This window comes from Microbacterium sp. Root553, assembly GCF_001426995.1.
In the GTDB taxonomy this organism is placed as follows: Bacteria; Actinomycetota; Actinomycetes; order Actinomycetales; family Microbacteriaceae; genus Microbacterium.
On record NZ_LMFY01000001.1, the window covers coordinates 217,854 to 241,193 of the forward strand.

Annotated in this window: 16 protein-coding genes; 4 read left to right on the forward strand and 12 right to left on the reverse strand. The window is 67.8% G+C overall.

Going from position 1 to position 23,340, the window contains the following annotated elements; all coding sequences use genetic code 11:
- Window positions 1–19 precede the first annotated feature (19 nt).
- Window positions 20–3,895, reverse strand: a complete 3,876-nt coding sequence (rpoC, locus tag ASD43_RS00990) for a DNA-directed RNA polymerase subunit beta' (RefSeq protein WP_056412380.1) — start codon at window positions 3,893–3,895, stop codon at window positions 20–22.
- Window positions 3,896–3,980: 85 nt separating this feature from the next.
- Entirely contained in the window at window positions 3,981–7,484 is a 3,504-nt protein-coding gene (rpoB, locus tag ASD43_RS00995; protein ID WP_056412383.1) for a DNA-directed RNA polymerase subunit beta, read from the reverse strand.
- 304 nt (window positions 7,485–7,788) lie between these two features.
- Here rpoB and ASD43_RS01000 point away from each other — a divergent pair, with 304 nt between their 5' ends.
- Complete coding sequence (locus ASD43_RS01000; RefSeq protein WP_056412386.1) at window positions 7,789–8,166, forward strand: sigma factor; 378 nt, start codon at window positions 7,789–7,791, stop codon at window positions 8,164–8,166.
- 30 nt (window positions 8,167–8,196) lie between these two features.
- On the opposite strand, the gene ASD43_RS01005 is transcribed toward ASD43_RS01000, so the two are convergent.
- The 9 genes from ASD43_RS01005 to ASD43_RS01045 form a co-directional block, all read right to left on the reverse strand.
- On the reverse strand, window positions 8,197–9,906 hold the full coding sequence (locus tag ASD43_RS01005) for an ABC transporter ATP-binding protein (protein WP_056412390.1): 1,710 nt from the start codon (window positions 9,904–9,906) through the stop codon (window positions 8,197–8,199).
- Window positions 9,903–10,853: an ABC transporter permease gene (locus tag ASD43_RS01010; RefSeq protein ID WP_045254698.1), complete on the reverse strand. Its 951-nt coding sequence runs from the start codon at window positions 10,851–10,853 to the stop codon at window positions 9,903–9,905. The genes ASD43_RS01005 and ASD43_RS01010 overlap by 4 nt, the downstream gene beginning before the upstream one ends.
- Before the next feature lie 34 nt (window positions 10,854–10,887).
- Window positions 10,888–11,892 (reverse strand): ABC transporter permease, encoded by a 1,005-nt coding sequence (locus ASD43_RS01015; protein ID WP_056412394.1) that lies wholly within the window; start codon window positions 11,890–11,892, stop codon window positions 10,888–10,890.
- Between the two features lie 343 nt (window positions 11,893–12,235).
- A complete protein-coding gene (locus tag ASD43_RS01020; protein ID WP_056412398.1) occupies window positions 12,236–13,909 on the reverse strand; it encodes an ABC transporter substrate-binding protein in 1,674 nt (557 codons plus the stop codon).
- Window positions 13,910–14,089: 180 nt separating this feature from the next.
- Entirely contained in the window at window positions 14,090–14,956 is an 867-nt protein-coding gene (locus ASD43_RS01025; RefSeq protein ID WP_082539156.1) for a MurR/RpiR family transcriptional regulator, read from the reverse strand.
- 14 nt (window positions 14,957–14,970) lie between these two features.
- A complete protein-coding gene (locus ASD43_RS01030) occupies window positions 14,971–16,485 on the reverse strand; it encodes a glycoside hydrolase family 3 protein (RefSeq protein WP_056412404.1) in 1,515 nt (504 codons plus the stop codon).
- Entirely contained in the window at window positions 16,482–17,315 is an 834-nt protein-coding gene (locus ASD43_RS01035) for a carbohydrate ABC transporter permease (protein WP_056412411.1), read from the reverse strand. The genes ASD43_RS01030 and ASD43_RS01035 overlap by 4 nt, the downstream gene beginning before the upstream one ends.
- Window positions 17,312–18,289 (reverse strand): carbohydrate ABC transporter permease, encoded by a 978-nt coding sequence (locus tag ASD43_RS01040; RefSeq protein ID WP_056412414.1) that lies wholly within the window; start codon window positions 18,287–18,289, stop codon window positions 17,312–17,314. Before ASD43_RS01040 ends, ASD43_RS01035 begins: the two co-directional genes overlap by 4 nt.
- A gap of 14 nt (window positions 18,290–18,303) precedes the next feature.
- The gene (locus tag ASD43_RS01045) at window positions 18,304–19,596 is read right to left on the reverse strand and encodes a sugar ABC transporter substrate-binding protein (RefSeq protein ID WP_056412417.1); all 1,293 of its coding nucleotides are present in this window, start codon (window positions 19,594–19,596) and stop codon (window positions 18,304–18,306) included.
- 193 nt (window positions 19,597–19,789) lie between these two features.
- Here ASD43_RS01045 and ASD43_RS01050 point away from each other — a divergent pair, with 193 nt between their 5' ends.
- From ASD43_RS01050 to ASD43_RS01060, 3 genes are all read left to right on the forward strand, one after another.
- Window positions 19,790–20,650, forward strand: coding sequence for a spermidine synthase (locus ASD43_RS01050; RefSeq protein ID WP_056412420.1), 861 nt, complete (start codon window positions 19,790–19,792; stop codon window positions 20,648–20,650).
- Between the two features lie 139 nt (window positions 20,651–20,789).
- Complete coding sequence (locus tag ASD43_RS01055; RefSeq protein WP_045254706.1) at window positions 20,790–21,317, forward strand: hypothetical protein; 528 nt, start codon at window positions 20,790–20,792, stop codon at window positions 21,315–21,317.
- 45 nt (window positions 21,318–21,362) lie between these two features.
- Window positions 21,363–21,851: a SprT-like domain-containing protein gene (locus ASD43_RS01060; RefSeq protein ID WP_056412423.1), complete on the forward strand. Its 489-nt coding sequence runs from the start codon at window positions 21,363–21,365 to the stop codon at window positions 21,849–21,851.
- 903 nt (window positions 21,852–22,754) lie between these two features.
- Here the strand turns inward: ASD43_RS01060 and ASD43_RS01065 are convergent.
- Complete coding sequence (locus ASD43_RS01065) at window positions 22,755–23,252, reverse strand: DUF3054 domain-containing protein (RefSeq protein WP_056412425.1); 498 nt, start codon at window positions 23,250–23,252, stop codon at window positions 22,755–22,757.
- Window positions 23,253–23,340: the final 88 nt, after the last annotated feature.

A 23,340-nucleotide genomic window follows, 5' to 3' on the forward strand; every position in this document is an offset into this window, starting at 1 on the left:
TTCTCACTCACTCAGTACGTCAGTTGTACGTACCCGGCGTGATGTCATCCGTCGAGAACGCGTCGAAGTCGACGTAACCGAAGTCGCCATCCGCGTACGCGCCGTCGGATGCGAAGATCCGGTTCGGGTAGCGCTCGCTCTTGGCTTCTTCCGTCGCCTCGACCGTGACGTCGCGGTACTTCGAGAGACCGGTTCCGGCGGGGATGAGCTTTCCGATGATGACGTTCTCCTTGAGACCGACCAGCGGGTCGCGCTTGCCCTCCATGGCGGCCTGCGTGAGCACGCGGGTCGTCTCCTGGAAGGAAGCTGCCGACAGCCACGACTCCGTCGCGAGCGACGCCTTCGTGATACCCATCAGCTCCGGACGGCCCGACGCGGGGCGCTTGCCCTCTGCCACGGCCTCGCGGTTGATCGCCTGGTAGCGCTTGAGGTCGACCATCTCACCCGGGAGCAGGGTCGTGTCGGCGTGATCGACGACGGTGACCTTGCGGAGCATCTGACGGACGATGACCTCGATGTGCTTGTCGTGGATCGGCACACCCTGCGAGCGGTAGACGCCCTGGACGCCACCGACGAGGTAACGCTGGACCTCACGGGCGCCCATGACACGCATGACCTCCTTGGGGTCGAGCGTTCCGACGAGCAGCGGCTGACCGACGGTGACGTGCTGGCCGTCTTCGACGAGAAGCGTCGCACGCTTCAGCACCGGGTAGATGACCTCCTCGTCGCCGTTATCGGGCGTGAGGATGACCTTCTTGGCCTTGTCGGTCTCGTCGATCGTGATGCGGCCATCGGCCTCGGCGATCGGCGATGCGGCCTTCGGGGTACGCGCCTCGAAGAGCTCCTGCACGCGGGGCAGACCCTGCGTGATGTCATCTGCCGAGGCGGATCCACCGGTGTGGAAGGTACGCATCGTCAGCTGGGTACCGGGCTCACCGATCGACTGGGCCGCGATGATGCCGACGGCCTCTCCGATGTCGACGGTCTTACCCGTCGCCAGCGAACGTCCGTAGCACTGCGCGCAGACACCGACGGCGGAGTCGCAGGTCAGGACCGAGCGCACCTTGATGCTCTCGACGCCCAGGGCGACCAGCTTGTCGATGAGCACGTCGCCCACGTCGTCTCCGGCAGAGGCGAGGATCTCGCCCTTGCTGTCGACCACGTCGGAGGCCAGCGTGCGGGCGAACACCGAGTTCTCGACGTTCGCATCGCGCACCAGCTCGCCCTGCGAGTTCGGAGCGGCGATCGGGAGCTCGAGGCCCTTCGACGTGCCGCAGTCCTCTTCGCGGATGATGACGTCCTGCGAGACATCCACCAGACGACGGGTCAGGTAACCCGAGTCGGCGGTACGCAGAGCGGTGTCGGCCAGACCCTTACGGGTACCGTGCGTCGCGATGAAGTACTCCGCCACCGACAGACCCTCGCGGTACGAGGAGATGATCGGACGCGGGATGATCTCACCCTTGGGGTTGTTCACGAGACCACGCATACCCGCGATGTTGCGGATCTGCAGCCAGTTACCACGAGCACCCGACGACACCATGCGGTTGATGGTGTTGTCCTCGGGGAAGTTCGCCCGCATCGCGGCCTGGACCTCGTCGGTCGCCTCGGTCCAGATCTTGATGAGCTCCTGACGACGCTCGGTGTCGGTCGTGAGGCCCTTCTCGTACTGGGACTGGACCTTCGCGGCCTGCTTCTCGTAGCCCGCGACGATCTCGGCCTTGTTCGGAGGCGTGAGGATGTCGCTGAGGGCGACGGTCACACCCGAGCGCGTGGCCCAGTAGAAACCGGCGTCCTTGATGCGGTCCAGCGACGCAGCGGTCTCGACCTTGGGGTACTCCTCGGCCAGCTTGTTGACGATCTGCGACAGCTTGTTCTTGTCTGCCTGCTCGCGGACGAACGGGTAGCCCTTCGGCAGCGTGTCGTTGAAGATCGCCTGACCCAGCGAGGCGTCGACGAGACCGTGACGCTCGTAGCCCTCGGGGGCTTCGCCCTCGAGGAACGTCAGACCCGGGATGCGGATGCGGACCTTGGCCTGCAGGTCGAGGGTTCCCTCGTCCTTGGCCAGGATCGCCTCGCCCACCGAACCGAATGCACGGCCCTCACCGGCTGCGCCCGCCTTGACCGTGGTCAGGTGGTGCAGACCGATGATCATGTCCTGCGAAGGCAGGGTGACCGGACGTCCGTCGGACGGCTTCAGGATGTTGTTCGACGCGAGCATCAGCACGCGGGCCTCGGCCTGAGCCTCGACCGAGAGCGGCAGGTGCACCGCCATCTGGTCACCGTCGAAGTCGGCGTTGAACGCCGCGCAGACGAGCGGGTGCAGCTGGATGGCCTTACCCTCGACGAGCTGGGGCTCGAACGCCTGGATGCCGAGACGGTGCAGCGTGGGCGCACGGTTCAGCAGCACGGGGCGCTCGCGGATGATCTCCTCGAGCACGTCCCAGACCTCGGGACGGGTGCGCTCGACGGCGCGCTTCGCGGCCTTGATGTTCTGCGAGTGACCGAGGTCGATCAGACGCTTGATGACGAACGGCTTGAAGAGCTCCAGAGCCATCTGCTTGGGCAGACCGCACTGGTGCAGCTTGAGCTGCGGTCCGACGATGATGACCGAACGGCCCGAGTAGTCGACGCGCTTGCCGAGCAGGTTCTGGCGGAAACGACCCTGCTTACCCTTCAGCATGTCGCTGAGGGACTTCAGGGCGCGGTTGCCGGTACCGGTGACGGGGCGACCACGACGACCGTTGTCGAACAGTGCGTCGACGGCCTCCTGCAGCATCCGCTTCTCGTTGTTGACGATGATCTCGGGGGCACCGAGGTCGATCAGGCGACGGAGACGGTTGTTGCGGTTGATCACACGACGGTAGAGGTCGTTGAGGTCGGAGGTCGCGAAGCGGCCACCGTCGAGCTGCACCATCGGGCGCAGCTCCGGCGGGATCACCGGAACGACGTCGAGCACCATGGCGGCCGGGCTCATACCGGTCTCCAGGAACGAGCTGACGACCTTCAGGCGCTTGATCGCGCGGATCTTGCGCTGGCCCTTGCCCTCGGAGATCTGCAGACGCAGGTTCTCGGCCTCGGTGACGAGGTCGAACGCCGCGAGGCGACGCTGGATCGACTCGGCGCCCATGTAGGCCTCGAAGTACTGACCGAAGCGGTCCTGCAGCTCGTGGAAGACGTCGTCCTCGGGACGGAGCGCTCCGACCTCGAGCGTGCGGAAGTCCTCCCACACGCGCTCGAGCTTGGCGATCGCCTCGTCGGCACCCTTGCGGATGAGCGACATCTCCTTCTCGCCGGCGTCCTTGACCTTCTTCTTCGCGTCGGCCTTGGCGCCCTCTGCCTCGAGGGAAGCGAGCTCCTCCTCCAGGCGCGCCAGGCGCTCGGCGATCTTCGCGTCGCGACGGTCTCCGAGCGTCTTCAGCTCGAGACGGATGTTGTTCTCCTGCGTGCCCAGGTCGCGGTGACGAGCTTCCTCGTCGACCGAGATGACCATGTAGGCGGCGAAGTAGATGACCTTCTCGAGGTCCTTCGGCGCCATGTCGAGCAGGTAGCCGAGACGCGAGGGGACACCCTTGAAGTACCAGATGTGGGTGACGGGAGCGGCGAGCTCGATGTGACCCATGCGCTCACGACGGACCGAGGACTTGGTGACCTCGACGCCGCAGCGCTCGCAGACGATGCCCTTGAAGCGGACACGCTTGTACTTTCCGCAGGCGCACTCCCAGTCGCGGGACGGGCCGAAGATCTGCTCTCCGAAGAGACCGTCCTTCTCCGGCTTCAGGGTGCGGTAGTTGATGGTTTCAGGCTTCTTGACCTCGCCGTAGGACCAGGCGCGGATGTGGTCCGCGGTGGCCAGGCCGATGCGAAGCTCATCGAAAGTGTTTGACTCGAGCACAAATTCTCCTGTGTAGGAATTCTTCTGAAGAAATCGGGGAGGCGGGTCGCCGTCCGAGCGTCACGCCCGGACGGCGACCTGGGCCTTAGATCTCGTCGATCGAGGCGGCCTCGAAGCGGCTGGAGATGTTGATGCCGAGCTCCTCCGCAGCGCGGAAGGCCTCATCATCGGTGTCACGCAGGTTGACGAGCGTGCCGTCGGCCGAGAGGACCTCGACGTTCAGGCAGAGCGACTGCATCTCCTTCATGAGCACCTTGAAGGACTCGGGGATGCCGGGCTCCTGGATGTTCTCGCCCTTGACGATCGCCTCGTACACCTTGACGCGGCCGAGGATGTCGTCGGACTTGATCGTGAGGAGCTCCTGCAGAGCGTAAGCGGCGCCATAGGCCTCGAGGGCCCAGACCTCCATCTCACCGAATCGCTGTCCACCGAACTGCGCCTTACCACCGAGCGGCTGCTGGGTGATCATCGAGTACGGTCCGGTCGAACGCGCGTGGATCTTGTCGTCGACCAGGTGGTGCAGCTTCAGGATGTACATGTAGCCCACCGAGATCGGCGCCGGGAACGGCTCACCGGAGCGGCCGTCGAACATCTGGGCCTTTCCGCTGGAGTCGATCAGACGGATGCCGTCGCGCGTCGGGATGGTCGCGTCGAGAAGACCGGCGATCTCCTCCTCGCTCGCACCGTCGAACACCGGGGTGGCGACCTTGGTGCCGGGGGCTGCCTCGAAGGCATCCTTCGGGAGGCGGGTGGCCCACTCGGGGGTTCCCTCGACCTTCCAGCCCTGCTTGGCGATCCAGCCGAGGTGCGTCTCGAGAACCTGGCCGAAGTTCATTCGACCGGGGATGCCGAGCGGGTTCAGCACGATGTCGACCGGGGTTCCGTCCGCGAGGAACGGCATGTCCTCGATCGGGAGGATCTTGGCGATGACACCCTTGTTGCCGTGACGGCCGGCGAGCTTGTCGCCCTCGGTGATCTTGCGCTTCTGGGCGATGTAGACCACGACGCGGCGGTTCACGCCGGAACCGAGCTCGTCGTCGCCGTCCTCGGCGTTGAACTCCTTGACGGCGATGATCGTGCCCTGCTCACCGTGGGGCACCTTCAGAGAGGTGTCACGGACCTCGCGGCTCTTCTCGTTGAAGATCGCGCGGAGCAGACGCTCCTCCGCCGACAGCTCGGTCTCGCCCTTCGGCGTGACCTTGCCGACGAGGATGTCGCCGGGGCGGACCTCGGCACCGATGCGGATGATGCCGCGCTCGTCGAGGTCCTTCAGCAGCTCGGGGCTGACGTTGGGGAGATCACGGGTGATCTCCTCCTTGCCCAGCTTCGTGTCGCGGGCGTCGACCTCGTACTCCTCGATGTGGATCGAGGAGAGGGTGTCGTCCTTCACCAGGTCCTGGCTGAGGATGATCGCGTCCTCGAAGTTGTAGCCCTCCCACGTCATGAACGCGACGAGGAGGTTCTTCCCGAGTGCCAGCTCGCCGTTCTCGGTGGCGGGACCATCGGCGATGACCTCTCCGACCTCGACGCGGTCGCCCTCGTTGACGACGACCTTCTGGTTGTACGACGTGCCCTGGTTGGAGCGGTCGAACTTGCGCAGGTGGTAGTCCTGCGTGCCGCCCTCGTCGAGCATGACGGTGACGCGGTCCGCGGAGACCTCGGAGACGACACCCGGCTTCTCGGCGGTGAGCACGTCACCGGCGTCGATGGCGGTGTAGCCCTCCATACCGGTTCCGACGAGCGGCGAGTCGCTGCGCAGCAGCGGCACGGCCTGACGCTGCATGTTGGCACCCATGAGGGCGCGCTGCGCGTCGTCGTGCTCGAGGAAGGGCACGAGCGAGGTCGCGACCGACACCATCTGGCGCGGCGAGACATCGATGTAGCCGATCTCCTCCGGGAGGAACAGGTCGACCTCACCGCTTCCGCCCTTGGGGCGGGCGAGCACGTGGCTCTCGCGGAAGCGGCCGTTCTTGTCGAGCGGGGCGTTGGCCTGCGCGATGTTGAAGTCGACCTCTTCCGAGGCGGTCAGGTAGTCGATGTGCTCGGTGACGACGCCACCCTCGACCTTGCGGTACGGGGTCTCGATGAAACCGAACGAGTTGATGCGCGCGAACGTCGCGAGAGCACCGATCAGACCGATGTTCGGGCCTTCAGGCGTCTCGATGGGGCACATGCGGCCGTAGTGCGACGGGTGGACGTCACGGACCTCGACGCCTGCACGGTCACGGCTCAGACCACCGGGGCCGAGGGCCGAGAGGCGGCGCTTGTTGGTCAGACCCGCGAGCGGGTTGTTCTGATCCATGAACTGCGACAGCTGCGAGGTTCCGAAGAACTCCTTGATCGCGGCGACGACGGGGCGCACGTTGATCAGGGTCTGCGGCGTGATCGCCTCGATGTCCTGCGTGGTCATGCGCTCGCGGACGACGCGCTCCATGCGGGACAGACCGGTGCGGACCTGGTTCTGGATCAGCTCGCCGACCGCGCGGATGCGACGGTTGCCGAAGTTGTCGATGTCGTCGGTGGCGATCCGGATGTCGGCCTTCTTGCCCGAGCGGATGCCGGGGAAGGTCTCTTCGGTGCCCGCGTGCAGACGCACGAGGTACTTGATCGTCGCGACGATGTCCTCGACGGTCAGCACCGACGAGTTCAGCGGCTGGTCGAGACCGAGCTTGTGGTTGATCTTGTAGCGACCCACCTTGGCCAGGTCGTAGCGCTTCGGGTTGAAGTAGAAGTTGTCGAGGAGCGCACGCGCGGCCTCGGCGGCGACCTGCTCGCCCGGACGCAGCTTGCGGTAGATGTCGCGGAGCGCATCTTCCTTCGTGACGATGGTGTCCTTCGCGAGCGTCTCCTCGATCGAGGTGTAGCCGGCGAACTCCGTGAGGATCTCCTCGCTGGTCATGCCCAGCGCCTTCAGGAACACGGTGACGGACTGCTTGCGCTTGCGGTCGACGCGCACGCCGACCTGGTCGCGCTTGTCGATCTCGAACTCGAGCCATGCACCACGGCTCGGGATCACGCGCGCCGAGACGATGTCCTTGTCGGACGTCTTGTCGGGGGTCTTGTCGAAGTAGACACCGGGCGAGCGCACGAGCTGCGACACGACGACGCGCTCGGACCCGTTGATGATGAACGTGCCCTTGTCGGTCTGGAGCGGGAAGTCGCCCATGAAGACCGTCTGGGTCTTGATCTCACCGGTGAGGTGGTTCATGAACTCGGCCTCGACGTACAGCGGAGCGGCGTACGTCTTGCCACGCTCCTTGCACTCCTCGATCGAGTACTTCTCCGGCTCGAGGTAGGGGTTCGTGAACGACAGCTGCATCGTCTCGCCGAGGTCCTCGATCGGGGAGATCTCCTCGAAGATCTCGCCGAGACCGCTGTTCTCGTTGACGTCGGTGCGGCCGGCCTTCTTGGCCTCTGCGACACGAGCCTTCCAGGCGTCGTTGCCGACGAGCCATCCGAAGGATTCGGTCTGCAGAGCGAGAAGGTCAGGGACCGTCAGCGTGTCGGAGATCTTGGCGAACGAAAGACGGGAAGCTCCGCGTCCGTTCTTGGTGGTGGTGGATGTGGATGCGTTGGGAGCAGCAGCCAAGGGAATAACCTCCGTGAGCCCCGCAGGGCTTCTCGATTCCTTTGTCGTCAGGTGGAGTGTGCGCTCAGAAGCTCAACGAAATGCCGACCACCATATGAGGGCATGGAGAAGCGAGCGCAACTACCAACTATACGCACGATACGGCGACATGGCAAGTGCAGTCCTTGACCAATCTCGGATGCTGCGGTATTGACGCCTGGCGCTCGTGTGGGTGCACGTCCGTACCGGGCGACCGGTCTACCACTGCGAGCCTTCCCCGCGCAAGACCTCCCGGCCGCGGGCGGCCGCGTGCCAGCATCGATCCATGACTCTCCGCCCCCTCCCGCCCCGCGACTCGGACGATGCGTCCGGCATGGAGTCCGGGCTGATGGCGGACATCGCTGCAGGAAGCCAGAGCGCGTTCGCCCAGCTGTACGACGTCACCTGCGCGCAGATCTTCGGACTGATCCTCAGTGTGATCCCCAGTCGCCGTGCGGCCGAGGACGTGCTGCAGGACTGCTACCTGCACGTGTGGGCGCGTGCCGTGGAGTTCGATGCGCGCCGCGGCGACGTGCGCGCGTGGATCTCGGGGATCGCGCACCGCCGTGCCGTCGAGCGGACCCTCTCGGCGACGGCCGGCACTCCCGTGACGCCGCCGTCCGCCGATGGGCTGCACCCGGGCGGTGCCGCCGCAGTCGCGTGAGCGGCTGCGACGGCCTCCCGCCCCGAGCGATCAGGCCCCGGCCGCGCTCGAGATGTTGAGCTCGTTGCCGGGGATCGAGGCCAGCAGACGCCGCGTGTACGGATCACGCGGGTTGGTGAAGATCTCCTCGGACGAGGCCGCCTCGACCAGCGATCCGTCCTTCATCACGCACACGTAGTCGCTGATCAGCCGCACCACCGCGAGGTCGTGCGAGATGAACAGGTAGCTGAGCCCGTACTCGGTCTGCAGATCGCCGAGCAGCGTCAGGATCTGGTCCTGCACGAGCACGTCCAGCGCCGAGACCGGCTCGTCGCACACGATCAGCTCGGGCGACAGCGCCAGTGCCCTGGCGATCGCGACGCGCTGCCGCTGTCCGCCCGACAGCTCTGACGGATACCGCCGCAGCATCGACTGCGGGAGTGCGACGTCGTCGAGGAGCTTGCGCACCCGCGTGCGGCGATCCGCGCTGCTGCCCCGACGATAGAAGTCGAGAGGCTCGGAGATCAGCCGCTCGATCGTGAACATCGGGTTCAGACTCGAATAGGGATCCTGGAAGATCGGCTGCACGCGCTGACGGAAGGCCTTCGTCTCCGCCCGGCTGAGCGAGGCGACGTCCTTGCCCTCGTAGCGGATCAGTCCGCTCGTCGGCTCGATGATCTTCAGCAGCATCCGTGCGGTCGTGGTCTTGCCCGACCCGGACTCCCCCACGATCGCGACGGTCTCACCACGAGGGATCGCCAGCGACACGTCGTCGACGGCGACGAAGTCCTCCTTCTGGCCGCGCACCGGGTACACCTTCGTGAGGTTCTCGATCTCGACGATGTTGTCGGCGACGACGGCGGCGGGCTGCCCGGCATCCGTCGTCTCGTCCGAGGCGGAGGGACGGTCCTCGGCATGGAACGCCTCGGGTCGAAGCCGCGCCGCCGCGACCGACGGCGCCGCCTTCACCAGCGACTGCGTGTACGGATGCTGCGGGTCCTCGAGGATCTGCTTCGCCGGCCCCTGCTCCACGACCTTGCCGCGGTGCATCACGATCACCCGTTCGGCGCGCTCGGCGGCGAGACCCAGGTCGTGCGTGATGAGGAGGACGGCGGTGCCGAGCTCCCGCGTCATCGCGCCGATCTGATCGAGGATCGTCTGCTGCACCGTCACGTCGAGCGCACTCGTGGGCTCGTCGGCGATCAGCAGGCGTGGCTTGCAGGCGAGTCCGATCGCGATCAGCGCCCGCTGGCGCATGCCCCCCGAGAACTCGTGCGGATACTGCTTCGCGCGGCGCTCCGGATCCGGCAGCCCCGCGGCCGTCAGAGCCTCGACGACCTTCTGCTGCACGTTCTGCCGTGTGGCCAGTCCGTGCGCGAGGAGGGTCTCGGCCACCTGGGTGCCGATCTTGGCGACCGGGTTGAGGTTCGACATCGGGTCCTGCGGCACCAGGCCGATGTCGCGCCCGCGGATCGACCGCAGGGCGCTCTCGGGGGCGTGGGTGATGTCGCGCCCGTCGAGCCGGATGCTGCCGGAGGCGACGCGTCCTCCCCCGGCGAGCAGCCCGATGATGGCCATCGCGGTCGTCGACTTGCCCGACCCCGACTCTCCCACGATCGCGACGGTCTGCCCCGGCGCGATCTCGAGGTCGACGCCCTCGACGGCATGCACGACGCCGTCCATCGTGGCGAAGTCGACGGCCAGTCCTTCGACGGACAGCAGGGGTGCGTCGGGCACCGTGTTCTCTTTCGCAGCGTTCATCGTGCTCTCGTCCTCGGGTCCATGGCCTCGCGCAGCGCCTCACCGAAAAGGGTGAAGCCCAGCGCGGTCACCGCGATGCAGATACCGGGCAGGAAGGCCAGCCACGGGGCGATCGCGAGCTCCGCCTGCGCATACGTGAGCATGCGCCCCCACTCGGCCGTCTCGGGGCGACCGCCGCCGAGACCGAGGAACGACAGAGCCGCGGCATCGATGACCGCGGTCGCGAGCGTCAGCGTGCCCTGCACGATGACGGGGCCGATGGCGTTCGGCAGCACGTGCGACATCGTGATCTGGCCGCGTCCGAGACCCAGCGTCTGCGCGGACAGCACGTAGTCGCTCGAGCGCTGCTGCAGCATCGACGCGCGCAGAAGCCGGGCGAAGATCGGCACCTGCGACGCACCGATCGCGATCATCACCGCGAACGGCGTCTGGCCGAGGATCGCCGCGATCGAGACCGCGAGCAGCAGGTTCGGCACCGACAGGATGATGTCGACGACGCGCATGATGAGCGTGTCGACCCACCCGCCGAAGGTGCCGGCCAGCAGCCCGAGCACCATTCCGCCGACGAGGCCGAGGGCGGTGGAGATCACGCCGACCAGCAGCGAGGCCTGCGCACCCCAGATGAGCTTGGAGAGCACGTCGCCGCCGAAGCGGTCGAGACCGAGCGGGAACTCGGGCATCTCGCCGGGTCCGGGGATGTTCGTCGGAGTGATGAACTTCGCGCCGGGCAGTGCGGTCTCGGGATACGGGGCGAGCAGCGGCGCGAGCGCCGCGACGAGCAGGAACGCGAGCACGATGCCCGCGCCGATCCAGGCCGTGGGGTTGCGGCGCAGCCGACGGAAGACGTCGTGCCAGAAGCCGCCCGGCCCCTCTTTGAGATCGGACTGGGCGATCGAGACGGTGTCGATCAGACCGCCGCCCTGTGCGGGTGGGAGTGCGACGCTCATGACGTCACCTCTTTTCGGGGAACGAGACGGGACATCACTGCACCCGCACTCTCGGATCGATGAAGCTGTACGACACGTCGACGGCGAGGTTGATCAGCGCGTACGCGATGGCGATGAAGATGATGAAGCCCTGCAGCACGGGGAAGTCGCGCGTGAAGATCGCCCGCGCCAGGAACGAGCCGATGCCGGGGAACGCGAACACCGTCTCGGTGAGCACCGCCCCCGAGATCAGCAGCCCGGTCTGCAGACCGATCGTGGTGATCACCGGCAGCATGGCGTTGCGCAGGATGAAGCGGCTGCGCAACGTGGACGCGCCGACGCCCTTCGCACGACCTGTGCGCACGTAATCGGCGTTCTGCACCTCGAGCACGCTGGCTCTCGTGATGCGGACGATGATCGCGAGCGGGATCGTGCCGAGTGCGAGCGCCGGGAGCACGAGATGCAGGATCGCATCCCACGCGGCGTCGAACTCGCCGGTGATGATGCCGTCCCACACGTAGAACCCGGTGGGATGCGTCGCATCGATGCGCGGGTTCTGCCGTCCGTCCGACGGCAGCCAGCCCAGCTGCACCGCGAAGACGTACTTCAGGATGAAGGCCAGGAAGAAGACCGGGATGGTGATGCCGACCAGGCTCATGACCACCGATGCGTGATCGGTGAACTTGCCGTGTCGTCGCGCCGCCCAGTATCCGAGCGGGATGCCGACGCCGACCGCGAAGATCAAGGCGAGCACGCTCAGCTCGATCGTCGCGGGGAAGCGGCGGAAGAACTCCTCCACCACGGGCCGGTTCGTCTGGATCGACGTGCCGAAGTCGCCCTGGAGGAGGCGGCCGACCCAGATGAAGTACTGCTCGAGGATCGGTCGGTCGAATCCGTAGAGCTCGTTGACCCTGGCGACGGCCTCCGGGGTCGCCTTCTCACCGAGAAGCGCGACCGCGGGGCCACCGGGCAGGGCCCTGACCCAGGCGAACAGCAGGATGCTGAGCCCGATCAGGGTGGGGATGAGGAAAAGCAGTCGCCTGCCGATGGTGCGCAGCAAGAGGTCTCCGTTGATCGGTTGCGGACCCTTCGTCTCGCTCCGCTCGCTCAGGGACCGGAGTGCCGGACCGCTCAGGGACCGGGGTGCCGGCCCGCTCAGCGACCGGAGTTCCGACCCGCTCAGCGACCGGGATGCCGGCCCGCTCAGGGACCGGGATGCCGGCCCGCTCAGCGACCGGGTGTTCCGGCCCCGCTCAGGGACCGGAATGCCGGCCCGCCCAGGGACCGGAATGCCGGCCCCTGAGCGAGGAGCACGTGTTCCGGCCCCTGAGGAGGAGCGAGTGTTCCGGCCCCTGAGCGAGGAGCGGAGCGACGAGACGAAGGGCTTTCGCGTCGGGTCGGACCTACTCGGTGAGGACGATGTCCGTGAAGACCTCGTCGTTCACCGGGCTGGCGGGGTAGCTCTTGACTCGCGGGTCGAACGCCAGGGTCGGCGCCGGGTGCGCGAGCGGAACGCCGGGGATGAACTGCGCGACCATCTCGTTGATCTCCTCGTAGAGGGCCGTCTGGTCCTCGAGGTTGGAGACGCCACGAGCCTCGTCGAGCTTCTGGAACAGCTCGGGGTTGTCGAAGCCCCACTCCGAGCTCTGCTGGCCGAAGAAGACGCCGACGAAGTTGTCGGTGTCGTTGTAGTCGCCGGTCCAGCCGAGCAGGTGGATGCCGTGGTCGGACGTGCCGGTGGTGCGGTCGAGGTACTCGACCCACTCCTCCGAGACCGGGGTGGTCTCGACGCCGACCTCGGAGAGCTGCGACGACAGGACCGTGAAGATCTGCTCGGGGTCCGGCATGTACGGACGCGAGACGTTGACCGGGTAGTTGAAGGTGAGCTTCAGCGGGTTGGCCTCGTCGTAGCCGGCCTCGGCCAGCAGCGACTTGGCCTTCTCAGGGTCGTAGTCGTACGTCGTGACGTCGGGGTTGTAGCCGTTGACGGTGTCGGGGACGAACTCGATCGCCTTCTCTGTACCCTCGGGCAGGACCTGGCTGATCAGGGCGTCCTTGTCGACCGCGTACGAGAGCGCCTCACGGACCTTGGGGTCCTGCAGCTCGGGGATCGCCTGGTTGAACGCCAGGTAGAGGATCGTGAACGGAGGGCGCGACACCATGGTGAAGCCGTCGTCCTCGAGCGCCTGGGTGTCGGCGGGGCCCACCAGGTCGTAGCCGTCGATCGAGCCGGACTCGAGAGCCTGACGACGCGCGGTCGGGTCGTCGATCGTGCGGAAGATGATCTCGTCGATCTGACCCGCGTCGCCCCAGTAGTCGCCATAGGCCTTGAGCGAGACCTGCTCGCCCGGTGCCCACTCGTCGAACTGGTAGGGACCGGTGCCGACGGGGTGACCCATCGCGTACTCGGACAGCACGGGCGCCTCGGCGGAGCCGCTGACATCGTCGGCGCCGAACTCCTGCAGGGCCGACGGGCTCTGCATCCCGAACGAAGGCAGCGAGAGCGAGGCGACGAAGCCTGCGAACGGCTTGTTGAGCTCGATCGTCACGGAGTAGTCGCCGTCGGGGGTGCAGGACTTGTACACGGCGTTCGCGGGGTCGGACGCGTAGCCCTTGAAGAGCTTGTTGTAGTAGTAGCCGAACGCTTCGGAGGCGGCGAGGCCGGTCCAGTTGTACCAGCGGTCGAAGTTCGCGCAGACGGCCTCGGCGTTGAAGGGGGTGCCGTCGTGGAAGGTGACGTCCTCCTTGAGGGCGAAGGTGTGGCTCATGCCGTCATCCGATGATTCCCACGACTCGGCGAGCAGCGGGGCGGGGTCGGCCGTGCCGGGCTCGGTGCCGACCAGACCCTCGAAGATCTGACGCGAGACGCGGAAGCTCTCGCCGTCCTGCGCGAATGCCGGGTCGAGGCTGGCCGGGTCCGACGATGCGGCGAACACGAACGTGCCGTCCACATCTCCCGAGCCCTCTGCCCCGTCGTCGCCGCGCTCGCTGGCGACACATCCCGAGAGGACCAGCGCGGCGAGCGCCGCTCCGGTGACGGCGATGAGACCTCGCCGACGCATGACTTCATGGTGCATTGTGTGACCTTCCTGTCGAGCGCAGCTGTGCGCGTTCCGAAGGCGTCGTCGACTTCGGAACCGGTGTTGCCTCGACGCTACCCAGTGCACCTACCTCTGCAAAACACTTCCAGGTTGCATTCCTGTTACGGAAATTCTCGTAATCGAGCGGTCCCGCACGACCGGGCCGTGGCGTCGGACTCAGCGGCGGCGACGCGAGGCGGCGGCGTCGTGCGTCAGCTGCAGCGGGATCACCACCGGCTCGCCCCGGTGCTGGACGATCCGCACGAACAGGATGTCGACGAGCGCGAGCTGCGCGATACGGCTCGACATCGCGGCCATCCGGAACGGCGACTCCTGCGCGTAGGTCAGCAGCACGACGTCCGCCGCGAGGGCGAGGGTCGAATCCGGCACGCCGGTGATCGCCACCGAGAGCGCCCCTGCATCCCTCGCCACCTCGACCGCGCGCACGACCTCCTGCGTCTCTCCGCCGTGCGAGAACGCGATCACCACGTCGCCGGGGGTGCGCAGAGAAGCCGTCGTCAGCGCCAGATGCGGATCGGCGGAGTGAGCGACGGAGCATCCGATGCGGGCGAGCTTCTGCTGCAGGTCCTGCGCGGTGAGAGACGACGCCGCCTGCCCGAAGAGGTCGACGTGCCGCGCATCGATGACCGCACGCGCGACGCGGTCGAGCGCGTCGGCATCGAGCCCCAGGGCGGTCTTCTCGATGGCGTCGATCTCCTGCGCCGCGAGCTTGGCGGCGATGGCGGCCGGCTCGTCATGGGGGTCGATCGCGGTGGTGTCGAGTCCGAACCGTGCACGCTGCGCCTGGGCGAGGGTGACGGTGCGCGCCACCGCGACGCGCAGCTCCCGATACCCCGTGAAACCCAGTGTCTGCGCGAAACGCGCCACGGTCGACAGCGAGGTGTTGCAGAGCCTGGCGAGATCGTTGATCGCGAGATCGACGACGAGCGTCGGGTCGCCGAGGATCGTCTCCGCGACTCGGGCCTCAGCGGCAGTCAGTCGCGGGACGGATCTCCGTACCAGCGCTAGAACATCGGCGTCCACGGTGACATCCTGCCTCAGAGAGCCCGCCGGGTGTCGTCGGATGACGAAATGCGGGCAGAACTCGTGCCGCCGGTGAGCCGACGCCTGGCCTCCTGTGCGCCGATCCGGCTCGCCGCACCGACCTCGACGACGGGGAGCGCGAGCGGGCGTCGGGCCGGCAGCCCGACGTTCACCACCACGGCCGCGGGGTCGCGCTCAGCCGCCCGATCGACGAGTGACCGCTGCGCGGCGTCGGCATCGGGGCGGTCGAGCAGGATCACGGTGAGGCCTGGGGCGGCGACGGCCGCATCGAGCGCGGCGTCCTGCTCCTCCGCGCCGGCACGAGCCACATCGACGCGGCCCCGATGTCCGTCGGCGGCGAGCACCTCGACCACGTGCGCGGAAGCGCTGTCGACCGCGAGCGACGAGCGACGCCGCGCGTCGACGACAGCGAGCGCATCGGCATCCGCCGTCGCGCCGGTGACCGCCCGCGCGACGACGTCGGCCGCGTCGTACCCGAGGGGCGCCTGCGCCTCGGCGGCCCGCGCTCGCAGGGTCTCGGCGAGCGCCCGCACGCGGGCCGCGGCCTCCTCCACCCTGGCGCGGGTCAGCGAGCCATCGCGCATCGCGGCGACGATCCCGTCGCGCGCCTCGAGGAGATCGCGGTGATCCTGATCCGGCCGTGCCGCATCTCCGAGGTTGGTCGGGTTGCCGATGCACAGCAGATCGACTCCGGCCGCGAGCGCCCTCGCGGCCCCGCCGCCGATGCCCACGGTCTCGCGGATCGCCGCCATGTCGAGCGCGTCCGAGATGATCACCCCGGCGAAACCCCATCCGCGCAGCATGCCCAGCACGCGGGCGTTGAGGGTCGCGGGCTCGTCACCCCATGCCGGCACGACGATGTGCGCCGTCATGACGGTGTCGACGCCGTCGGCGACCGCGGCGCGGAAGGGCTCGAGGTGCACCCGCTCGATCTCGTCGACGTCGAGGGTGATCTCCGGGAGGGCGTGATGGGAGTCGAGGTGGGTGTCGCCGTGTCCGGGGAAGTGCTTGATGCACGCGGCCACCCCGCCGCTCTGGAGCCCCTCGACCGCGGCGCGCACGTGACGCGACACGAGTGCAGGGTCGTCACCGAACGAGCGCACGCCGATCACCGGGTTCCGATGGTCGGTGTTGACGTCGGCCACCGGGCCGAGCACGACGTCGGCACCGACGGCAGCGACGCGTCGCGCCAGTTCCGCGGCCGCGGCCCTGGTCGCGACGACGTCGTCGACGGCGCCGAGCTGCGCGGCGCCGGGCAGCGTCGAGCCCGTCGCGGATTCGAGGCGCGTGACGTTGCCACCCTCCTCGTCGATCCCGATGAGCGCGGCGGGGTTCGCACGGCGGATGGACGCACTGAGCTCCGCCAGTCCCTCCCCCATGTTCTGGCCGAAGTAGACGACCCCGGCGAGCCCGTCGCGCAGCTCGGCGAGCAGCCACTCCGGCGCCTCCGTGCCGAGGAAGCCCGGCCAGAGCACGCCGTTCGCGAGACGGGTGAGGTCGTCGCTCATCCCTTCACCGCACCCGCGACCATGCCCGCCGAGAGGCGGCGCTGGACGATCACGAAGAAGATCATGACCGGCAGGGTGATGATCGTCGACGCCGCCATGATGCTGCCCCAGTCGTTCGCGAACAGGCCGAAGAACGACTTCAGACCGATCGAGACCGTGTACTGGTCGGTCTGCGCACCGAGGATCGTCATGGCGAAGATGAACTCGTTCCATGCCGTGATGAAGCTGAAGATGCTCGTGGCGACGAGGCCCGGCATCACGAGCGGCAGCAGGATCGAGCGGAACATCCGCCACCAGCTCGCCCCGTCGATGTACGCGGCCTCCTCCAGCTCGACCGGGACCGCGGCGACGAAGCCGCGCAGCATCCAGATGCCGAAGGCGAGCGAGAGCGCGACGTACACGACCATCAACCCCAGGATGCTGTTGAGCAGCCCGAGGCTCTTGACCTGCAGGAACAGCGGGATGACGAGCGCCTCGAGCGGCACCATCTGCACGACGAGGATCATCATGAGCACCGTGGTGCGGAACCTGAAGCGGAACCGTGCGACAGCGACGGCCGCGAGCAGGCAGACGAGAGCGCTCACGAGCACGGTGACGACCGCGACGATCGCCGAGTTGCGCAGGAAGGTGCCGAAACCGCCCTCCGTCAGCACGAAGGCGAAGTTGTCGAAGGTGAACTCCTGCGGCAGCAGGGACTGCCCGCCACTGGATGCCTTCGCATCGAACGCGCTGGAGACCATCCAGTAGACGGGGAACAGCGTGAAGATCAGGACGGCCGCGACCGCGATCCCGGTGCCGATGCGGGAGCGGAGAGAGGCGCGGGGGTTCACAGCTCGTCCTCCTTCATGAGGGATCGGATGTACACGATGGTGATGCCGATCAGCACGAGGGTGAGCAGCACGGCGAGCGCGGCGCCGAAGCCGTAGCGGTTCTGACCGAACGACTCGACATATGACCAGACGCCGAGATTCAGGACCTGGCGGTTGCCCCCGCCGCCACCCGGCATGAGGTACACCTGCGCGAACACCTTGAAGTCCCAGATGGTCGACAGGATGATGACCACCGAGAACACGGGCTTGAGGGTCGGGAAGATGATCTTCCAGAAGCGCATCCAGGCGTTGGCGCCGTCGAGGGCGGCCGCTTCGAGCATCTCCTTCGAGACGCCGAGGAGCCCGGCGAGCACCGTGATCGCGACGAACGGGAACCCGTGGTGCACCACGTTGAGCAGCACGATCGCGTAGAACGACCACTGATTGGTGAACCAGTTCACCGGGTCGTCCATCAGCCCGAGGTCGCGCAGCACGCTGTTGAAGATGCCGCGATCCGCGTCGAAGATGAACGTCCACACATAGGTCCCCGTGACGGCGGGCATCGCCCAGGCCACCATGATGCAGCTGGAGACGATGGTGCGCCACACCGTGCCGAGCCGGGCCAGCAGCAGAGCGACCAGAGTGCCGACGGCGACCGTGACGAACACGGCCACGGCGGCGAAGCCCACGGTGTTCGGCAGGACGACCGTCCACAGGGTCGGATCGGTGAGCGCCTCGATGTAGTTCTGGAATCCGATCCAGTTGCTCTCGCCCGTGTTGATCTCGCGCAGACCGTAGTCCTGCAGCGAGTACACGACCACCTGGATGAGCGGCCAGAGCATGAGCACCGCGAGGATCACGAGCCCGGGAGCGAGCAGGAGCCACGGGCGGGCCGTGATCAGCGAGAGACCTCGCCGGCGGGGCCGCCCGCCGGCCACGGAGGCGGAGCGGGGCTCCGTCTCCGTGGCCGGCAGCGGCGCGTGCACCATCGACATGAAGGGGTACGGCCTTACTTGTTGAGCAGGTCGGTCATCTCGGCCGCGGCATCCTTCGTCGCCGTGGCGACGTCCTTCTGCCCGCTGAGGATGGCCTGGATCATCGAGTTCGTCGTCTTCTTCGCCTGCACGGCGCCGAAGTTCGGGGTGACGGGCACGGATGCTCCGCCCTCGACCATCTGCTGGGCGAACGGCGCGACCAGCGGGTCGGTCGAGGCGAGGGCCTCTTCCATCGCCGACTGGACTCCGGGGAAGTAGCCGGTCTCATCGGCCCACTTCTCGGCGAACTCGCCCGTGGTCATCAGCTTGACGAACTGCCACGAGAGCTCGGCGTTCTTGGTGGTGTTGAACACCGACAGGTGCGAGCCGCCGAGCACCGACGGAGCGATCCCGCCGTCCTCGCCCGGGATCACGGCCGCGCCGATCTTGCCGTCGAGCTCGGGGTTGGCCTCGATGAGCGCCTTGGGGGTCCACGAGCCCGAGAGCATCATGGCGACGTTGCCCTGGGTGAAGGAGTCGCGCAGGTCGGTCTCCTTCCACGTGGTGGCGCCGGCCGAAGAGAAGCCGTGCTCGGTGGCGAGGCCCGTGTAGAACTCGATGCCCGCCTGCGACTCGTCGCTGTCGAGCTCGCTCGTCCACTTCTTACCGTCGAGGGTGGCGACCTCGCCGCCCGCACCCCAGACCCACGGGTAGACCTGGAACTCGGCGTCCCCGGCGACGGGGAAGGGCAGCATGTCGGGCTTGGCGGCCTTGATGGCCTCGCCCGCGGTGACGATGTCGTCCCACGTCTTCGGAGCCTCGAGGCCGAGTTCCTCGAACACGTCGGTGCGGTAGACGATCGAGCGCACGCCGGCGTACCAGGGCATGCCGTAGAGCTCGTCATCGTAGGTGCCGGCCACAGCCAGACCCTCGACGAGGTCGTCGCGCAGGCCCTTCTCGGCGTCGACGTACTCGTCGAGCGGCTCGAGCGCACCCGCGTCCGCGAACTCCGCGGTCCAGGTGGTGCCGGTCTCGGCGATGTCCGGGGTGGTGCCGCCGGCGATCGAGGTCACGAAGCGGTCGTGGGCGTCGGCCCACTGGATCTCCTCGATCTTGACGGTCGCCCCGGTCTCCTCCTCGAATGCCGAGGACACCTCGTCGTAGAAAGCGCTGGCGTCGGGGTTGGTGCCCTTCATGATCCAGACGGTGAGCTCCTGGCCCTCTCCGTCGACGGCTCCACCGTCGCCGGTTGCGCCACCGGCACAGGCCGCCAGGCCCAGGGTGGCCACAGCGCCGAGCGCCACGACCGGAAGAATGCGCTTGTGCATCAGGGTTCTCCTCTTTGAAACGTCCTGGCGGCATCGGGTGCCTACCACGTAGGAAAAAGTATTCACCACTAACTAATTCGCTGCAAGTTCTTCCCAGAAACGTCATGCGGCCGTAACATCGCCTCGCAGACCGGGCTCTGCCGCCCGCGGGGCCTGTCTGCGGGAGGATCGAGGGAGCGCGTAGGCTCGGTTCATGGGCAGGACGCGAGCACGAGACACCGAGCATCCTCAGGCCCGTCTCGACCACGGCGGTCTCGCCAGGATCGTGCCCTCGGAGTTCACGACCGGGTTCGAACTCATCGTCGACGAGACGCCGCAGTCCCACGTCGACCTCGACGATCCCACCCACCTGCACTTCGAGTACATCGTGCGCATGGGCGCCGTGATCGACCAGCTCGCCGCCGGGCCTCTCACCGCCGTGCATCTCGGCGCCGGTGCACTCACCCTCCCCCGTTACATCGAGGCGACGCGACCGGGTTCCCGGCAGCAGGTCATCGAGCTCGAAGCACCCCTCGTCGCGCTCGTGCGCGAGAACCTGCCGCTCCCCCGCGGCGCCTCGATCCGGCTGCGGATCGGCGACGCCCGCGAGGGCATCGCCCGTCTGCCCTCCGCCCTCATCGAGAGCTGCGACCTCGTGGTCTCGGACGTGTACTCCGGCGCCCAGACCCCCGCGCACCTGACCAGCATCGAGTTCTACCGCGAGCTCTCGGCGCTCCTCTCCCCCGGCGGCGTGCTGCTCGTCAACGTCGCCGACGGACCCGGCCTCGCGTTCGCGCGACGCCAGCTCGCGACCATCGCGGAGGTGCTGCCCGAGATCGCCGTGCTCGCCGACACCCAGGTGCTGAAGGGTCGCCACTTCGGCAATCTCGTCATGGCCGCCTCGGCCGCACCGCTGCCCACGGAATGGCTGCCGCGGATGCTGGCCGCCGGACCGCATCCGGCCAAGATCGCCCAGGGCGCCGAGGCGCGAGCCTTCCTGCAGGGCGCACGCGTGGTGACCGACGCCGACGCCGTGCCCTCGCCCCGGCCCGACGCGTCACTGTTCCTGCGCTGATCACAGCGGCAGAGACGATCTCCTCGCGGCGGTCTCGCCGGGCGGTCTCGCCGGGCGGTCTCGCCGGTGTGGGCGTGCCGCCCCGACCAGACCGCCCGCGCGAGGCACACTGGAGTGAGGACGCTGCGGAAGGAGAGCAATGAGTTTCATCCAGGGTTATGACCCGGAGAGCCTTCGCGAGCTGGTCGACATCGGTGAGTGCTCGGCACGACTGAGCGAGATCGAGGGCCAGCGCAGCCTTCCGGCGCTGCTGGAGCGCGTGTGGCTGCTGAAGGTCCTCGATCGCCTGGACGAGGCTCTGCCGCTCGCCGACGAGGCGGTGCGCCAGTCGCGCATGGCCGGTACGCGCAAGGATGTCCTGCGCGCCCGCGTGCTGCACGCCACCATCCTCCAGTACCGCGGGGCGCACGCCGCCGCGGAGCAGGAGCTCTCCACCTGCGCGGCCGAGGCCGAGGGGCAGCGGTGGCTGTCGATCGCGGCCTTCGCCTACCACCACCACGGCAAGAACGCGTATGAGGCCGGGGACTTCGAGACTGCGCGGGAGAGCTTCAAGCAGTCGCTCTTCCTCCGCCGCGAGGCCGGCGCGGAAGATCGGGAGCTCGAGACCGTGCTGCTCGCGATCGAAGCCGCCGAACGGCGTCGCACCGCACAGCTCGTCGCAGGCTGACGCCCGCTGCGCTCCCATGTCGGTGGCATGGCTTAGCCTGATCGCATGGCGGAACTTGACCGGGTGCGCGTCTGGGGCGACGCACTGATCACGCTGCATCTCGACACGAGCTGGTCGTTCGACTTCGACCACGCCAAGCGCCGAGCAGGGCAGTGCGACTACACGAAGAAGCGGATCACGGTGTCGCGTTACCTGGCCGCGCGATTCGACGACGATGAGATCCATCAGGTGCTTCTGCACGAGGTCGCGCACGCCATCGCCGGTCACGAAGCGGCTCATGGTCCCGCGTGGAAGCGCGTGGCCCGCGACCTCGGATACGTCGGTGGCACCACCCATCACGGCGAGACCGCTGTGGAACTGGCGCCGTGGGTCGGCCGTTGCCCCTCCGGACACGTCACCTATCGGCACCGCCGTCCGACGCGGGCGACGTCCTGTGCCCGGTGCTCACGGTCGTACGACGCGCGCTACGTGTTCGAGTGGACGCGCCGCGAGATCACGGCCGACACCCGGCTCGCCGCTCAGATGTCCCGCTGAGCGCGCGTCGGCACGTGCCGCGTCGCCCTCCGCGCCGTCGCGGGGGGCCGGCGGGCGGCGTCCGGCGAGCGGCATCACGGTCCGAGCCAGCCGGGGTCAAAAACGCACGGCGCCACCCCTTTTCGGATGCGGAAGTGACCCCGCACCCCGGAGCGGATGCGGATATGACCCCGCATCCCTCGCGCAGGCGGAAGTAACCTGCATCCCTCGCGCAGGTGCGATCGATCCCATCCCTGCCCAGCACCCGCACTCTCGTCACAGCCCGCGCCAACGCTCGCACTCTCGTCGCCGCCCGATCCTGCCGGGGTCAAAAACACACCGCACCACGCCATTTCGGATGCGCAATCGACCCCGCACCCCAGCGCAGATGCGGAAGTGACCCCGCACGCCAGCGCGGATGCGGAAGTGACCCCGCATACGTTAGCTCGCACCCTCGTCGCCGCCCGATCCGGCCGGGGTCAAAAGCACACCGCACCAGGCCATTTCGGATGCACAATCGACCCCGCACCCCGGCGCGGATGCGGAAGTGACCCCGCACCCCATCCGGATGCGCAATCGACCCCGCATGCGTCAGCTCGCATCCTCGTCGCCGCCCGAACCGGCCGGGGTCAAAAGCACACCGCGCCACGCCATTTCGGATGCGGAAGTGACCCCGCGCCCCGGAGCAGATGCGGATATGACCCCGCGCCCCGTCCGGATGCGCAACCGACCCCGCATGTGCCAGCGCTCGCATCCTCGTCGCCGCCCGAACCGGCCGGGGTCAAAAGCACACCGCGCCACGCCATTTCGGATGCGGAAGTGACCCCGCACCCGAGCGCGGGTGCCGAAGTGACCCCGCACCCGAGCGCAGGTGCGCAATCGACCCCGCACGCCAGTCCTGATGCGGAATCGACCCCGCACGCGTCAGCGCGCGCGGTCGTCGTCGTCCGGGTCAGACGGCGCCGCCGCATCCGCGACGCGCCCGGCACCGGACGCCGATGCGGCCTCTCCACCGGACGCGGGGTCGACGTCCATCGTGTCGTCCGTGGGTGCGACATCCGCGCGACCGGCCCGACGACGCAGGAACGCCGCCAGAGCACGCCAACCGAGCAGGAACACGGCCAGCACGAGGGTCGCGACGATGATGAAGGCGATCTGCGCGGTGTCCCCGGAGACCACGCGAAGAAGGAGGCCCCCGACGACGGTCACAGCCCATGCCACCGCGCCCCAGGCCAGGGACCACGGGCGACGCGGGCGCGCAGGCAGCAGCGCGGCGACGAGGTGGCCGAGCAGCAGCGCGACGAGGAAGGGCCAGGCCGTGAGCAGGAACCCACCGGGGTCCTCCTCGTGCGAGGCGCGGCCGATCACGGCGAACACGAGCACCAGGACGGCATCGAGGATGAGTGCGGGAACGTACCTCATGCCACGACCCTACGTCGAGCCGGCCGGATCCGGTGTCGACGGTGCGGCCTGTTGCCGACGGGGATCCCCCGCCGAGGACGCTCCCGCT

Excerpts from the sequence above, each read along its gene's own strand:
- ASD43_RS01000 (WP_056412386.1), top strand. The coding sequence starts at position 7,789 with ATGACTCTCCGCCCCCTCCCGCCCCGCGACTCGGACGATGCGTCCGGC.
- ASD43_RS01005 (WP_056412390.1), bottom strand. The coding sequence starts at position 9,906 with ATGAACGCTGCGAAAGAGAACACGGTGCCCGACGCACCCCTGCTGTCC.
- ASD43_RS01010 (WP_045254698.1), bottom strand. The coding sequence starts at position 10,853 with ATGAGCGTCGCACTCCCACCCGCACAGGGCGGCGGTCTGATCGACACC.
- ASD43_RS01020 (WP_056412398.1), bottom strand. The coding sequence starts at position 13,909 with ATGCACCATGAAGTCATGCGTCGGCGAGGTCTCATCGCCGTCACCGGA.
- ASD43_RS01030 (WP_056412404.1), bottom strand. The coding sequence starts at position 16,485 with ATGAGCGACGACCTCACCCGTCTCGCGAACGGCGTGCTCTGGCCGGGC.
- ASD43_RS01040 (WP_056412414.1), bottom strand. The coding sequence starts at position 18,289 with ATGTCGATGGTGCACGCGCCGCTGCCGGCCACGGAGACGGAGCCCCGC.
- ASD43_RS01045 (WP_056412417.1), bottom strand. The coding sequence starts at position 19,596 with ATGCACAAGCGCATTCTTCCGGTCGTGGCGCTCGGCGCTGTGGCCACC.
- ASD43_RS01050 (WP_056412420.1), top strand. The coding sequence starts at position 19,790 with ATGGGCAGGACGCGAGCACGAGACACCGAGCATCCTCAGGCCCGTCTC.
- ASD43_RS01055 (WP_045254706.1), top strand. The coding sequence starts at position 20,790 with ATGAGTTTCATCCAGGGTTATGACCCGGAGAGCCTTCGCGAGCTGGTC.
- ASD43_RS01060 (WP_056412423.1), top strand. The coding sequence starts at position 21,363 with ATGGCGGAACTTGACCGGGTGCGCGTCTGGGGCGACGCACTGATCACG.
- ASD43_RS01065 (WP_056412425.1), bottom strand. The coding sequence starts at position 23,252 with ATGAGGTACGTTCCCGCACTCATCCTCGATGCCGTCCTGGTGCTCGTG.